Source organism: Actinomadura bangladeshensis, from assembly GCF_004348335.1.
GTDB classification, from domain to species: Bacteria; Actinomycetota; Actinomycetes; order Streptosporangiales; family Streptosporangiaceae; genus Spirillospora; species Spirillospora bangladeshensis.
The window spans coordinates 1-13,852 of the sequence record NZ_SMJW01000091.1 but is presented as its reverse complement, the minus strand read 5'-3'; the positions used below and the strand labels follow the sequence as shown (position 1 = coordinate 13,852).

Genomic DNA, 13,852 nt, shown 5'->3' with positions numbered 1-13,852 from the left:
GTTTGTCGCGATCCTCCTGTCCTGGTCGAAATGCCGTGGTCACTGGCCGGACTCGGCCGGATCCGCCCCGGGTAAGCGCGGTTTTACTCTGGACAACTCGGACCGTCGCGCGATGTGATGACTGACCGAGATTTTGCTCACACCCAGGCGGACGCGATGACGGATGTTGTGCTCGACGGCGTCGACAAGGTGTATCCGGGCGGGCATGTCGCCGTCCGGAAGGTCCGCCTGCGCATCAACGACGGCGAGCTGTTCGTCCTGCTCGGTCCGTCCGGCTGCGGCAAGTCCACCATCCTGCGCATGATCGCCGGGCTGGAGGAGATCACCTCCGGCGACCTGTGGCTGAACGGGGGCGTGGCCAACGACCTGCCGCCCCGCGACCGGAACGTCGCCATGGTGTTCCAGGAGGGCGCGCTCTACCCGCACCGCACGGTCAAGGGCAACATGATGTTCCCCCTGGAGGTGTCCGGCGACGACCGGGCCGAAGCCAGCGCGAAGGTCGTCGAGCTGGCCCGCGCGCTCGGCCTGAACACGATGATCGACCGGCTGCCGCGCACGCTGTCGGGCGGCCAGCGGCAGCGCGCCGCGATCGGCCGGGCGCTGATCCGGGAGCCGTCGCTGTTCCTGATGGACGAGCCGCTGTCCAGCCTGGACGCCGGGCTGCGCGCCGAGCTGCGGGTCGAGATCGCCGCGCTGGTCCGCTCCACCGGCACCACCACCGTGTACGTCACGCACGACCAGGTCGAGGCCATGACGATGGCCGACCGGATGGCGGTGCTGCGGGACGGCGTCCTGGAGGACGTCGGCACCCCCGAGCAGATCTACGAGGACCCGGGGACCGTGTTCGTGGCCGCGTTCCTCAGCTCGCCGCCGATCAACCTGATGCAGGCCACCCTGTGGGCCATCGAGGGCGAGGGGCTGCTGGTCGACTTCGGGCCGCAGCGGCTGCTCGTCCCCTGGAACGATCCCCGGGCGTCGGCGCTGATCAGCCACCACGGCCAGACGGTGATCGTCGGCATCCGCCCGGACACCCTCGTGCCGATCTCGCCGGGCGCGCCGGCGCCGCACGGGTCCGTGCTGTCCGGGCAGGTCCGGGCGCTGGAGTTCCACGGGCACGAGTGGCTCGCCTACGCCGCGGCGGGCATCCCCACGGTCGACGCGGCCGAGGTGGGGCGGCCGCCGCAGGCGCCGTCCTACGAGGCCGAGCGTCCCGGATGGCGCGACCGGGTGCGGGAGATGCTGGGCCGGACGCCGCCCGAGGAGGCGGCCCCGGAGGAGCACTCGGGCCACCACCGCCGCTCCGACCTGGTGTTCCGCATCGCGCCCGGCGACCGCCCCAACCGGGGCGACCACGTGGCGCTGACCGTGGACCTCGGCCGCATGCTGTTCTTCGGCGCCGACGGGCGCCGTGTCACGCCCGTCCAGCGCTAGTCACGGGACGATCTCGCGCAGCCTCCGCAGCCCCGCGTCGATCTTCGTCCGCGGCACGGCGCCGTAGCCGAAGACCAGCCCCGGGACGGGCGGTCCGGTGACCGCGAACTCCGACAGCGCGAACAGCCCGATGCCCGCGCCGAGCGCCCGCGCGGCGATCGCGGTGTCGTCCGTCCCGTCCGGGAGGAGGGCGCTCAGGTGCAGCCCGGCCTCCGCCGGGACGACGTCCAGCCGGCCGGCGAACAGCGTCCCGAGCAGGTCCGCGACGCGCTCGTGCCGGGCCCGGTACTCGCGGCGCGACCTGCGGACGTGCCGGGCGAGGAGGCCCTCGTCGATGAACCGGGCGAGCGCCGCCTGCGCGGGCAGTTCGGCGTGCCAGGACGAGACGTACCGCGCCATCCGGAACGCGCGGTGCAGCGACGGCGGCGCCACCAGGAACCCGAGCCGCAGCACCGGCCGCATGATCTTGGAGAAGGTGCCGGTGTACAGCACCCGGCCGTCCTCGTCGAGGCTCTGCAGCGGCTCGATCGGCCGTCCCCCGTACCGGTACTCGGTGTCGTAGTCGTCCTCGACGATCACCACGTCGCGGCGCCGCGCCCAGTCCAGCAGCGCCCGGCGGCGCGGCAGCGACATCGGCATGCCCAGCGGGAACTGGTGGGACGGCGTGACGTACACGGCCCGCGCGTCGCCGGGCAGCGCGTCCACCCGCAGCCCCTCCGCGTCGACCGGCACGCCCCGGACCCGCATCCCGGCCGCGGCCAGCAGCATCCGGACGGGCGGGTACCCCGGGTCCTCCACGGCCACCACGTCGCCCGGTTCGAGCAGGACGCGGACGATCAGGTCGAGCGCCTGCTGGACGCCTTCGGTCACCACGATGTCGTCGCCGCCCGCCCGCACCGACCGGGAGACGCCGACGTGCCGGGCGATGGCCTCGCGCAGCGCGGGCAGCCCGGCCGGGTCGCCCGCCGGGGCGCCCCGCGCGGCGGAGCCGGTCTCCCGGACGAACGTCCCCGCGCCCGCCCGGCTCGTCAGGAACCCCTCGGCGGCGAGCCGGTCGTAGGCGACGCCGACCGTGTTGCGGGAGATCGCGAGCCGGCGCGCCATCTCGCGCGTCGGGGGCAGCGCCTCGCCCGCGCGGAGCCGCCCGTCCAGGATCGCCGCCCGCACCCGCGCGTAGATCTGCTCGGCGAGGTCGCGGCGGACCTGTACCTGTCCACCGTGGCGCACGTGAAGCCGGACGCGCTCGCGCGGCCCACACCGTGCCCGGACTGGACGCTGCACGGCCTGCTGCGCCACCAGGTCGGCCAGGACCGGGGCTTCGCCGCGGCGGCGCGGGGCGAGGGCGAGCGCTTGGCCGTGTGGCGGGGCGGCGACCTCGGCGACGACCCCTACGCCGCCGCAATGGACTCCGCAGAACTCGTCGGGCGCGCCTTCGCCGACGTCGCCCTGGACGCCGAGCTGGCCCTCCCCGAGCTCGGCGGGCGCTTCCCCGCCGCGCTCGCGGTCAGCTTCCACCTCGTCGACCTGGTCGTCCACGCGTGGGACGTCGCCGCCGCGATCGGCGTCCCGTGGGAGCCGGCGGACGACCTCGTCGAGACGTCGCTCACGGTCGCGGCCCTGGTGCCCGAGGAGAGCCGGGGCCCCGGCGAGTCGTTCGCCGCGACCCTGCCGTCCCCGGGCGGCGCGGCACCGAAGGAGCGCCTGCTCACCCTGCTGGGACGGGACCCCGCCTGGCGCTGAGAGGCCGGGCCTGCGGGCGGGCCGCGCGGGTGCCCGCTCAGGCGGGCGCGGGAGCGGCCTCGCAGGCCGCCTCCTGGTACATCTCGATTTTCCATTTGATGTGCCGCTGCTGCGCGCGCAGCGTGGCGATCTGCTCCTCGACCCGGCGGTCGTGCTCCCGGAGCAGGTCGAAGCGCTCCTGGAAGGTCCCGTCGCCGCCGCGGGCGAGCTCGGAGTAGCGGAGCATCTCCGCGATCGGCATCCCGGTGCCGCGCAGGCAGCGCAGCATGTGGAGCCAGGCCAGGTCGTCGTCGCTGAACACGCGCCGCCCGGAGGCGTTGCGCGCGATGCCCGACAGCAGCCCGATCTTCTCGTAGTAACGCAGCGTGTCGATGCTGAAACCGCTCTTCTCGGCGGTCTCGGACGGGGAGTAGGAACTCACGTCCTCCAGGATCGCACCTGGAGCGCACTCCAGGTCAACGTCCTCGCGGCGGGGCGGCTTGACCTGGAGTGCGCTCCAGATCGCAGAGTGGAGGGGACGGCGAACTACGAGGACAGGGACTGCCATGCGCATCGGACTTCAGGTTCCCAGCTTCACCTTTCCCGGCGGGCCGGAGCAGATCGCCCCGGTGTTCGGCCGGATGGCCCGCGAGGCCGACCAGGGCGGGCTGCACTCGTTCTGGGTGATGGACCACTTCTTCCAGATCCGCGGGGTCGGCGCTTCGGAGGAGCCGATGCTGGAGGGCTACTCGGCACTCGCCTACGCGGCGGCGCTGACGGAGCGGATCACCCTCGGCACGATGGTCACCGGCGTGACCTACCGGCACCCCGGCATCCTGGTCAAGACCGTGACCACGCTGGACGTCCTGTCGGGCGGGCGCGCGTGGCTCGGCATCGGCGCGGCCTGGAACGAGGAGGAGTCGCGCGGCCTCGGCGTCCGGTTCCCGCCGACCGCCGAGCGGTTCGAGCGGCTGGAGGAGACGCTGCGGATCGCGCACCGGATGTGGAAGGGCGACGAATCGGCGTTCGAGGGCGAGCACTACGCGCTGGAGCGGCCGCTGAACTCGCCGCCCGCGCTGCGCGGCCCGCACCCGCCGGTCCTGATCGGCGGCGGCGGGGAGAAGAAGACGCTCCGGTTCGTCGCCGAGTACGCCGACGCCTGCAACCTCTTCGACGGCGACGAGCTGCCGCGCAAGCTGGACGTCCTGAGGGAGCACTGCGAGCGCGAGGGACGCGACTACGGCGAGATCGAGAAGACCTCGCTCAGCCTCTTCACCGGCACGCCGTCCGTGGACGAGGCCGTCGACAAGGTCGGGCGGCTCGCCGAGCGCGGCATCGACCACGCGATCTTCTCCCAGGGCACCGGGCAGGACCTCGCCGGCGTCCTGTCCGAGGCGCTGGCCCAGACCCGGGATCTCGTCCCGGCCGGGCGCTGAGCCCCGCTCACGCGGCGGCGGGGGTGAACACCCACTTCTTGTAGGACCAGTAGCGGAAGGCCGAGCCGAGGCCGACGCCGGCGAGCAGGCCGAGGTTGTAGGCGATCCCGCCGTGCAGGCCGAGGGTGTAGTAGGTGAAGCCGGTGCACAGCACCTGGATGAGCAGCCCGACGCCGTTCAGCGCGAAGAAGATCGCGACTTCCCGGCCGGAGCCGTCGCTGTCGCGGTGCCGGAACGTCCAGTGCCGGTTGAGCAGGTAGGACGTCAGCGTCGACACGATGGTCGGGACGACCACGCTGGTGACCGGGCTGCCGCCCAGCCCCGCGCGCATCAGGTTGGCGCCGAAGATCATGATGAGCGTGCCGACGCACCCCACGAAGCCGAAGCTCACCAGTTCGCGGAGGAATGTCCGGTACGCCGGGGCGGATGAGACCGTTTCGACCGGTCTCGACCGCTGCACAGTACTCACTCACCCAGACCTTACCTGAGTAGGACATATACGAAAGTCACCACCCCGCTTAAAGATCAGTGGCGGCGGACGTGCACATGTCTGATGGAACGCCCGATCGGGACATTCCATTTCAATCAGGCGAGGTCGGCCAGCGGCACCTCCGGGTCGGCGAGGCGGGCGGCGTCCACGGTGCGGCCGGAGCGGATCAGCGCCTGGACGTCCCCGGTGACGTCCCACACGTTGACGTTCATCCCGGCGACGACCCGGCCGCCCGACAGCCAGAACGCGATGAACTCCCGCGACTCGCGGTCGCCCCGGTGGACGACCTCGTCGTACTCCCCCGGCGACGCGACGCCCGACATCTCCATGCCGAGGTCGTACTGGTCGCTGAAGAAGTACGGGATCCGGTCGTAGACGACGTCCTGCCCGAGCATGGCGCGGGCGGCGGCGGGCCCGCCGTTCAGCGCGTTCGCCCAGTGCTCCACGCGGATCCGCCGTCCGAGCAGCGGGTTGAACGCGTTGGCGACGTCCCCGGCGGCGAAGATGTCGGGGTCGGACGTGCGCAGCGACTGGTCGACGAGCACGCCGTCGGAGACCTCCAGCCCGGCCTCCTCCGCGAGCCGGGTGTTGGGCCGCACCCCGATGCCGACGATCACGACGTCCGCGGGGACCTCGGCGCCGCCGGAGGTGACGACCGCCGACACCTGCCCGGCGCCCCAGAACCCGGCGACGCCGTCGTCCATCCGCAGGATGACGCCGTGCTCGCGGTGCAGGTCGGCGAACACGCCGCCGAGTTCGGGCCCCATGGCGGCGTGCAGCGGCGTCGGCTCCGGGTCGATGAGCGTCACCTCGTTGCCGTGGGAGCGGGCGGCGGCGGCCGTCTCCAGCCCGATCCAGCCCGCGCCCGCGATCACCACGCGCCGCCCGCCGTGCGCGAGCGCCTGCTTCAGCGCCGCCGAGTCGGCCATCGTGCGCAGGTAGTGGATGCCCTGCAGCTTGGAGCCGGGCACCTCCAGGCGGCGCGGGGACGCACCGGTCGCCAGCAGCAGCCTGTCGTAGGAGACCGGCTCCTTCGTGGACAGGCGCACCTCGTGCGCCCCCCGGTCGATCGAGGCCACGGACATGCCGAGCCGCAACTCCACGTTGTGCTTGTCGTACCAGTCGGGCTCGTGGACGTGCGCCTTCTCGCGGGGCTCCTTGTCCAGGAGGAAGCCCTTGGACAGCGGCGGACGCTCGTACGGCCGCTCGATCTCCTCGCCCACCAGCAGGATCCTGCCCGTGAAACCCTCCTCGCGGAGCGTCTCCGCCGCCTTGGCTCCGGCCAGGCTCGCGCCGGCGATGACGAACGTCTCCTCGGGCATGGCGACCTCCTGTAGTTGACTTGTAGCTATCCCTACAGGCGCCCCTGTGCCGAGACAAGGGCCGTCGCCGGGCGCGTCCGCACGTATTCGCACGCCTCAACCGCGGGGAAACGCCCCCGATCAGTGCGGACGGCCGCCCAGCATCCGGTGCCGGGCCATCGCGGAGAGATCGGTCAGCGAGGCGATCTGGTCGACGACGGCGCGCAGCCGGGCCGCGTCGTCGGCGGCGCGGGTGAACGCCTCCCGGAACCCGGGGTCCAGGCTGCCGGGCGCGCCGGCCAGCATCAGCTCGGCCAGCTCGGTGATCAGCGTCCGCTGGCGGGCCCTGATCTCCTCGTGGCTGATCCACACGTAGTGCGCCGTGATGCCCTTGAGCAGCGCGTTCTCCATCCGCGGCACGCGCGGGACGATCAGCTCCGCCGCGTACCGGGTGAGCGGCCGGTCGCCGTAGGCCTCGCGGGTCGCGGTCTCGGCGGCCAGGCAGAACCGCCCGATCAGCGTGCTGGTCAGGTTCTTCAGCGCGGCGAGGCTGCGCGGGGTGCCGTCGTAGCGGTCCGGCCAGCACGGCTCGGCGAGCAGCGCGGCGAAGCGCTCCTCGAGCTCGCCGAGGTCGGCACCCGGGCAGTACAGCTTCTCCGCGGTGGCGGCGACGAGCCGGCGCTCGGCCGGGTCGGCGAGCCGGGCGAAGTCGACGTGCCCGGCGACCAGCGCGTCCTCCAGGTCGTGGACGGAGTAGGCGACGTCGTCGCTCCAGTCCATGACCTGCGCCTCGAAGCAGGTCCGGCCCGCGGGCGCGTCCTCGCGGACCCAGGCGGCGACGTCCATGTCGTCGTCGTAGACGCCGAACTTCCCGTTGACCGCCTCGGCCTGCGGCCACGGGTACTTGATCGCGGCGTCCAGCGCCGCGCGGGTCAGGTTGAGGCCGACGCTGCGGCCGTGCAGGGGCGGGCCGTCCGGCGCGAACGACTTCGGCTCCAGCCGGGTCAGGACGCGCAGGCTCTGCGCGTTGCCCTCGAAGCCGCCGCAGTCGCGGGCGACGATGTCCAGCGCGTACTCGCCGTTGTGGCCGAACGGCGGGTGCCCGATGTCGTGCGACAGGCACGCCGCCTCGACCAGGTCGGGGTCGCAGCCGAGGGACTTGCCCAGCTCCCGGCCGACCTGGGCGCACTCCAGCGAGTGGGTCAGCCGGGTGCGCAGGCTCTGCACGGTGTCGGCCGCCGCGTCCGCGCCGGGCGAGGCGACCTGCGTCTTGGCGGCCAGCCGCCGCAGGGCGGCGCTGTGCAGCACGCGGGCCCGGTCGCGTTCGAACGCCGTCCGGTCGCGGCGCTTGGCCGGTTCGGGCGCCCACCGCCGGCGGTCGGGCGCGGTGTAGCCCTCGATGATGTTGCTCGTCATGGCCCTATCCAGGGTAAGCGGGCGCGCCCGGTCCGGCGGCCCGCCGGTTCAGCGGCTCGGCGGGACGGAGGACGACGGCGCCGGAGTCCCGGACGGGTCGATGCGGATGCGCTTGACGGTCTCGTCCGGCACCTGGACGCTCTTGCCCAGCAGCACGTACGACAGGTAGCCGCCGGTCTCCCGGACGATGTAGTTGAACTGGGTGTCGCGGGTCTGCACGCTGGGGCCGCTGCGCGTCGGCGAGGCGGCGGCCTCGATGCCCTGGTCCGCGGCCATCTTCTTGGAGCGCAGCCCGTGCCACGGGTCGGTGACGATCACCGCGGAGTCCCAGTGGTGCCGGTCGAACTCGGCGCCGGCGGCCTTCAGGCTCTCCAGGGTGTCCCGCCCGACGGGCACCGCGAAGACCTTGGACGCGGGCACCCCGCCCTCCTTGATCAGCCAGGCGCGGCCGGCGCCGGCCTCGGTGTAGTTGTCGCCGGGCGCCTTGCCGCCGACGGTGACGATGGCGGGCGCGACACCGTCGCGGTACAGGTCGAGGGCGTGCTGCAGCCGCCACTTCAGCGTCGGGGACGGCACCCCGTTGTACTGCGCGGCGCCCAGCACGATGATCGCGTCGGAGCGGGGACGCTCGTCCTGCCGGGCCTGGTGCCAGATCCGCGCGCCGACGGTCAGCGGGGTCAGCACGACGATCGCCAGCAGGCCGATGAGGACGCTCATCGGGATCGTGAACCAGGGCGACCGGCGGCGCTTGCGCGGGCGGTCCCCACGCTCGCCGCGCTCTTCGGCGGCGGGCTCTTCGGGCTGGGTCTCCGGCAATTCCACTTCCAACGTCATCGCATCGGACACACTATTGAGATGGTCCGGCTCGCGTCCGAAGTTCACACATACCGCGTGTAACGGAACCCACACGCGCGCCGGCGGCCGGTTCACCGTGTGCGGGAACCGGCCGCCGGCCGCGGACGTCAGCGGCTGCCGCCGCCTCCCGAGGCGTCCGCCGCCGCGATGGCGGCGCGGCCGGCCTCCAGCCGGGCGACCGGGATGCGGAACGGCGAGCAGGACACGTAGTCCAGGCCGACCTCGTGGCAGAAGTGCACCGAGTCGGGGTCGCCGCCGTGCTCGCCGCAGATGCCGAGCTTGATGCCGGGCCGTGCTTTGCGGCCCTCCTCGGCGGCGATGCGGACGAGCCGCCCGACGCCCTCCCGGTCCAGCGTCTCGAACGGCGACACCCCGAAGATGCCGAGTTCGAGGTAGCGGGAGAAGAACGCCGCCTCGACGTCGTCGCGGGAGAAGCCCCACGTCGTCTGGGTGAGGTCGTTGGTGCCGAAGGAGAAGAACTCGGCGGCCTCGGCGATCTGCCCGGCGGTGAGCGCCGCCCGCGGCAGCTCGATCATGGTGCCGATCAGCGCCGGGACGTCGACGCCGGTGGACTCCCGCACCCCGTCCAGGATGCCGCGCGCCTCGTCGCGGACGGCCTCCAGTTCCTGCACCGCGCCGACGAGCGGGATCATGATCTCCGGCCGCGGGTCGCCGCCCGCCTGCTTGCGGGCCGCCGCCGCCTCGGCGATCGCGCGCACCTGCATGGCGAACAGGCCGGGAATCACCAAACCGAGCCGCACGCCGCGCAGTCCGAGCATAGGGTTCTGCTCGTGCAGCCGGTTGACCGCCTCGAGCAGCCTCCGGTCCTTGGCGTCGGCGCCGTCGCCCGCGAGCGCGACCCTGACCGACAGCTCGGTGATGTCGGGAAGGAACTCGTGCAGCGGCGGGTCGATGAGCCGGATCGTGACGGGCAGCCCGTCCATCGCCTCGAAGATGCCCTCGAAGTCGCTCTTCTGCAGCGGCTCCAGGGCGTCCAGCGCGGCCTGCCGCTCGGCGTCGTCCTCGGCGAGGACGAGCTCCTCGATGAGCTGCCGCCGGTCGCCGAGGAACATGTGCTCGGTGCGGCACAGCCCGATCCCGGCGGCGCCGAACCGGCGGGCGCGCGCGGAGTCCTCCGGGTTGTCGGAGTTCGCCCGCACCTTCAGCGCGGCGCGCGCGTCGGCGTGCTTCATGACGCGGTCGACGGCCTTGACGAGGTCGCCGCCCTCCTCCGTTGTCAGCTCGCCCTCGAAGTACCGGACGACGGGCGAGTCCTCGACGGGGACCTCGCCGAGGTAGACGTCGCCGGACGACCCGTCGATCGAGATGACGTCGCCCTCGCGCACGGTCACCCCGCCGGGGGCGGTGAAGTGCCCGTTCTTGACGTCGACGTCCAGTTCCTCGGCGCCGCACACGCAGGTCTTGCCCATGCCGCGCGCGACGACGGCGGCGTGCGAGGTCTTGCCGCCGCGCGAGGTCAGGACGCCTTTGGCCGCGACCATGCCGGCCAGGTCGTCGGGGTTGGTCTCGCGGCGGACGAGGATGGCGTCCTCGCCCCGCTCGGCGAGCTCCACCGCGCGGGCGGAGCTGAACACGGCCTTGCCGACGGCCGCGCCCGGCGAGGCGTTCATGCCCTTGGTGAGCTTGCGGACGCCGTCCACCCGGCTCGCGAAGCGGGGGAACATCAGCTGCGCGAGCTGGCCGCCGGTGACGCGGCGGGCGGCCTCGTCCACGTCGATGAGCCCCTGGTCGAGCAGCTGGCAGGCGATGCGGAACGCCGCGGCGGCGGTCCGCTTGCCTACTCGGGTCTGCAGCATCCACAGCTTCCCGCGCTCGATCGTGAACTCGATGTCACACATGTCGCGGTAGTGGTTCTCCAGCGTCTCCATGATCTCGAGAAGCCGGTCGTAGGACGCCTTGTCGATGCGCTCCAGCTCGGTCAGCGGCACCGTGTTGCGGATGCCGGCGACGACGTCCTCGCCCTGCGCGTTCTGCAGGTAGTCGCCGTAGATGCCCTGCTGGCCGGACGCGGGGTCGCGGGTGAACGCGACGCCGGTCCCCGAGTCCAGGCCCATGTTGCCGAACACCATCGAGCAGATGTTGACGGCGGTACCGAGGTCGACGGGGATGCGCTCCTGCCGCCGGTACAGGATCGCCCGGTCGGCGTTCCACGAGTCGAACACCGCTTTGACGGCGAGGTCCATCTGCTCGCGCGGGTCGGTCGGGAAGCCCCTCCCCGTCTGCCGCCGCACGATCCCCTTGAACCGGTCGACGAGCTCTTTGAAGTCGTCGGCGACCAGGTCGGCGTCCTGGTCGCTGCCGCGGGCGCGCTTGACGTCCTCGATGGCCTCCTCGAACAGGTCTCCGTCGATGTCCAGCACCGTCTTGCCGAACATCTGGATCAGCCGCCGGTAGGAGTCCCAGGCGAACCGCTCGTCGCCCGCCTGAGCGGCGAGGCCGTGCACGGACTCGTCGTTCAGGCCCACGTTGAGGACGGTCTCCATCATTCCCGGCATGCTGAACTTGGCGCCGGACCGCACGCTCACCAGCAGCGGGTCGTCGCTCTGGCCGAGCTTCTTGCCCATCGCGGACTCGAGGTCGGCGAGATGCGCGTTCACCTCGTCCGCCAGCCCCTCGGGCAGGTTCCCGTGCTCGAGGTAGTGCCGGCAGGCCTCCGTGGTGATCGTGAACCCGGGGGGCACGGGCAGTCCGAGGTTGGTCATCTCGGCCAGGTTGGCGCCCTTGCCGCCCAGCAGATCCTTGAGGTCCTTGTTTCCCTCAGTGAAGTCGTACACGAACTTCGGCACGGGGAGCTCCTTCTCGCTCCGGTTCCACCCAGTGACAGTTCCGGCCCACCCGCACCGGGGGCGCGCTTCATCGCGTTCCCCCAGGCAGAAGCGGGTCCGCTGCACTGTTTGCCGGGACTGTACCCGCGCCGCGCGCGGTTGCTCGGCGCCCGGTGCGCCGGACGGAGTTTTCCCAGCTCAGACCGCAGATAATGGTCTATTCCACTGGGGAGACCGACACCACACCGCGCTCCGCCCCCCGGCCGGGGACGCGGTCGCGCGCCGCTGGCGCGTTCACTGCCGGGAAGAGGGGATGATGGAGATCAAGGAGGTGGCGTTGTGAGGCCGAAGGTCGCCGGCGGCCGCGCGGGGGATCCGTTCGCCCCGATAGCCGATTTCGGGTTCCTGTCCGACTGCGAGACGACCGCACTGGTCGCGCCCAGCGGCAACATCGAGTGGATGTGCCTGCCGAAGATGGACTCGCCCAGCGTGTTCGGGTCCATCCTGGACCGCGACGCGGGGTACTTCCGGGTCGGCCCGGCGGGCGTGGAGGTGCCCGCCGCGCAGCGCTACATCCCCGGCACCATGGTCATGGAGACCACCTGGTGGGTGCACGGGGGCTGGCTCGTGGTGACGGACGCGCTGCTGATGGGCCCGTGGCACCACGAGACGGAGCGGTCCCACACGCACCGCAGGGCGCCGACGGACTACGACGCCGACCACGTCCTGCTGCGGATGGTGCGGTGCGTGAACGGGCAGGTCCAGGTCCGGCTCGACTGCATGCCGGTGTTCGACTACGGCCAGACGCCGGCGCGCTGGGAGCACACCGGCGCCGGCTACCACGAGGCCGTCGCACGCGGCAACGGCGTCGGGCTGCGGCTCAGCACCGACATGAACGTCGGGTTCGAGGGGTCGCTCGCCACGTCCCGGACGCTGCTGAAGCAGGGCGAGTCCCGGTTCGTGGCGCTGTCGTGGAGCGAGCACGCGGCGCCGTCGTCGTGGGAGGAGGCGCAGGAGCGGCTCGTCTGGACCGTCCACCACTGGCAGCACTGGCTCGACCGGGGCCGCTTCCCCGACCATCCGTGGCGCAGCCACCTGCAGCGCAGCGCGCTGACGCTGAAGGGCCTGACGTTCGCGCCGTCGGGCGCGGTCGCGGCGGCCGCGACGACGTCGCTGCCGGAGACGCCGGGCGGCGACCGCAACTGGGACTACCGCTACACCTGGATCCGCGACTCCACGATGGCGCTGTGGGCGTTCTACACCCTCGGCTACGACTGGGAGGCCAACGACTTCTTCTACTTCATCACCGACGTCGCCGAGGCGGCCGAGGGCAAGCTGCAGATCATGTACGGGCTGGACGGGCGGGAGGAGCTGCCCGAGTCGACGCTGGAGCACCTCACCGGCTACGACAACGCCCGTCCGGTGCGCATCGGCAACGAGGCGTACATGCAGGCGCAGCACGACGTGTGGGGCGCGATCATCGGCTCCATCTACCTGTTCGTGCGCAAGCGGGACCGGCTCGACGACCGGCTCTGGAAGATCATCATCAAGCAGGTGGAGGACGCGCTCGCCAACTGGCGCACCCCCGACTGCGGGATGTGGGAGGTGCGCGGCGAGCCGCAGCACTTCACCTCGTCCAAGATCTTCTGCTGGGTGGCGGCCGAGCGCGGCGCCCGGCTCGCCCGCATCCGCGGCGACCAGGACCGGGCGCGGCGCTGGCAGGCCGCCGCCGACGAGATCCACGCGGACGTGCTCGCGAACGCGCTGGACGAGCGGGGCGTGTTCACCGCCCACTACGGCGCGACGGCGCTGGACGCCTCGGCGCTGCTGATCCCGCTGCTCGGCTTCCTGCCCGCCGACGACAAGCGGGTGCGCGAGACCGTCCTCGCCATCGCCGACGAGCTGTCGGAGGACGACCTCGTCCTGCGCTACCGGGCCACCGAGACCGACGACGGGTTCGAGTCCGACGAGGGCACGTTCACGATCTGCTCGTTCTGGCTGGTCAGCACGCTGGTGATGATCGGCGAGCTGGAGCGGGCGCGGGCGCTGTGCGAGAAGCTGCTGTCGTATGCGAGCCCGCTGCAGCTGTACGCCGAGGAGATCGACCCGCACACCGGCCGGCACCTCGGCAACTTCCCGCAGGCGTTCACCCACCTGGCGCTGATCAACGCGGTGATGCAGGTGATCAACGCGGAGAACGACGAGCCGCACTCGCCGCTCGCCTGACCCGCCCGGACGCCCGCGTCAACGGCCGCACGGATCGGCCGGGCCGCCCGGCCCGGCCGATCCGGAGGCTTGATCACAAGTTGGCCGACATCTGCCGGAATTGACTCTTTTGTCGAACAGCCCGGTTAGCGTTCCGCCGTGAGCACGCCACCGCCCGCTGATAACCTTCCGAACGACCCCGGACCCGCCTCC

Annotated in this window: 11 protein-coding genes; 4 read left to right on the top strand and 7 right to left on the bottom strand. The window is 72.2% G+C overall.

Annotation, left to right across the window (positions count from 1 at the left end):
- Positions 1-156: 156 nt before the first annotated feature.
- Positions 157-1,431: an ABC transporter ATP-binding protein gene (locus E1284_RS19090; RefSeq protein WP_131940756.1), complete on the top strand. Its 1,275-nt coding sequence runs from the start codon at positions 157-159 to the stop codon at positions 1,429-1,431.
- On the opposite strand, the gene E1284_RS19085 is transcribed toward E1284_RS19090, so the two are convergent.
- Positions 1,432-2,658 (bottom strand): aminotransferase-like domain-containing protein, encoded by a 1,227-nt coding sequence (locus E1284_RS19085; RefSeq protein ID WP_131940754.1) that lies wholly within the window; start codon positions 2,656-2,658, stop codon positions 1,432-1,434. It lies immediately after the preceding gene.
- On the opposite strand from E1284_RS19085, the gene E1284_RS19080 reads away from it, so the two are divergent.
- Positions 2,650-3,171, top strand: coding sequence for a TIGR03086 family metal-binding protein (locus E1284_RS19080; RefSeq protein ID WP_207923841.1), 522 nt, complete (start codon positions 2,650-2,652; stop codon positions 3,169-3,171). The genes E1284_RS19085 and E1284_RS19080 overlap by 9 nt on opposite strands.
- A 37-nt stretch (positions 3,172-3,208) precedes the next feature.
- Here E1284_RS19080 and E1284_RS19075 read toward each other — a convergent pair whose 3' ends face one another.
- Positions 3,209-3,592, bottom strand: coding sequence for a MerR family transcriptional regulator (locus tag E1284_RS19075; RefSeq protein ID WP_131940752.1), 384 nt, complete (start codon positions 3,590-3,592; stop codon positions 3,209-3,211).
- 124 nt (positions 3,593-3,716) lie between these two features.
- Between E1284_RS19075 and E1284_RS19070 the strand changes: the two genes are divergently transcribed.
- The gene (locus tag E1284_RS19070; RefSeq protein ID WP_131940750.1) at positions 3,717-4,586 is read left to right on the top strand and encodes an LLM class F420-dependent oxidoreductase; all 870 of its coding nucleotides are present in this window, start codon (positions 3,717-3,719) and stop codon (positions 4,584-4,586) included.
- Positions 4,587-4,593: 7 nt separating this feature from the next.
- Here the strand turns inward: E1284_RS19070 and E1284_RS19065 are convergent, their stop codons facing one another.
- The 5 genes from E1284_RS19065 to ppdK form a co-directional block, all read right to left on the bottom strand.
- Positions 4,594-5,055 carry a GtrA family protein gene (locus E1284_RS19065; protein WP_131940748.1) on the bottom strand — a complete coding sequence of 154 codons (462 nt, stop codon included), beginning with the start codon at positions 5,053-5,055 and terminating at the stop codon, positions 4,594-4,596.
- 116 nt (positions 5,056-5,171) lie between these two features.
- The gene (locus E1284_RS19060) at positions 5,172-6,398 is read right to left on the bottom strand and encodes an NAD(P)/FAD-dependent oxidoreductase (RefSeq protein ID WP_131940746.1); all 1,227 of its coding nucleotides are present in this window, start codon (positions 6,396-6,398) and stop codon (positions 5,172-5,174) included.
- Between the two features lie 120 nt (positions 6,399-6,518).
- Positions 6,519-7,793 carry a deoxyguanosinetriphosphate triphosphohydrolase gene (locus tag E1284_RS19055; protein ID WP_131940744.1) on the bottom strand — a complete coding sequence of 425 codons (1,275 nt, stop codon included), beginning with the start codon at positions 7,791-7,793 and terminating at the stop codon, positions 6,519-6,521.
- 48 nt (positions 7,794-7,841) lie between these two features.
- Entirely contained in the window at positions 7,842-8,627 is a 786-nt protein-coding gene (locus E1284_RS19050) for a YdcF family protein (RefSeq protein WP_131940742.1), read from the bottom strand.
- A gap of 128 nt (positions 8,628-8,755) precedes the next feature.
- Positions 8,756-11,455 (bottom strand): pyruvate, phosphate dikinase, encoded by a 2,700-nt coding sequence (gene ppdK, locus E1284_RS19045; protein ID WP_131940740.1) that lies wholly within the window; start codon positions 11,453-11,455, stop codon positions 8,756-8,758.
- A gap of 318 nt (positions 11,456-11,773) precedes the next feature.
- Between ppdK and E1284_RS19040 the strand changes: the two genes are divergently transcribed.
- Positions 11,774-13,660: a glycoside hydrolase family 15 protein gene (locus E1284_RS19040; protein WP_131940738.1), complete on the top strand. Its 1,887-nt coding sequence runs from the start codon at positions 11,774-11,776 to the stop codon at positions 13,658-13,660.
- The last annotated feature ends 192 nt before the right edge of the window (positions 13,661-13,852 follow it).

Coding starts and splice junctions, on each gene's coding strand:
- E1284_RS19060 (WP_131940746.1), bottom strand. CDS start 6,398: ATGCCCGAGGAGACGTTCGTCATCGCCGGCGCGAGCCTGGCCGGAGCC.
- E1284_RS19055 (WP_131940744.1), bottom strand. CDS start 7,793: ATGACGAGCAACATCATCGAGGGCTACACCGCGCCCGACCGCCGGCGG.
- E1284_RS19050 (WP_131940742.1), bottom strand. CDS start 8,627: ATGACGTTGGAAGTGGAATTGCCGGAGACCCAGCCCGAAGAGCCCGCC.
- E1284_RS19090 (WP_131940756.1), top strand. CDS start 157: ATGACGGATGTTGTGCTCGACGGCGTCGACAAGGTGTATCCGGGCGGG.
- E1284_RS19070 (WP_131940750.1), top strand. CDS start 3,717: ATGCGCATCGGACTTCAGGTTCCCAGCTTCACCTTTCCCGGCGGGCCG.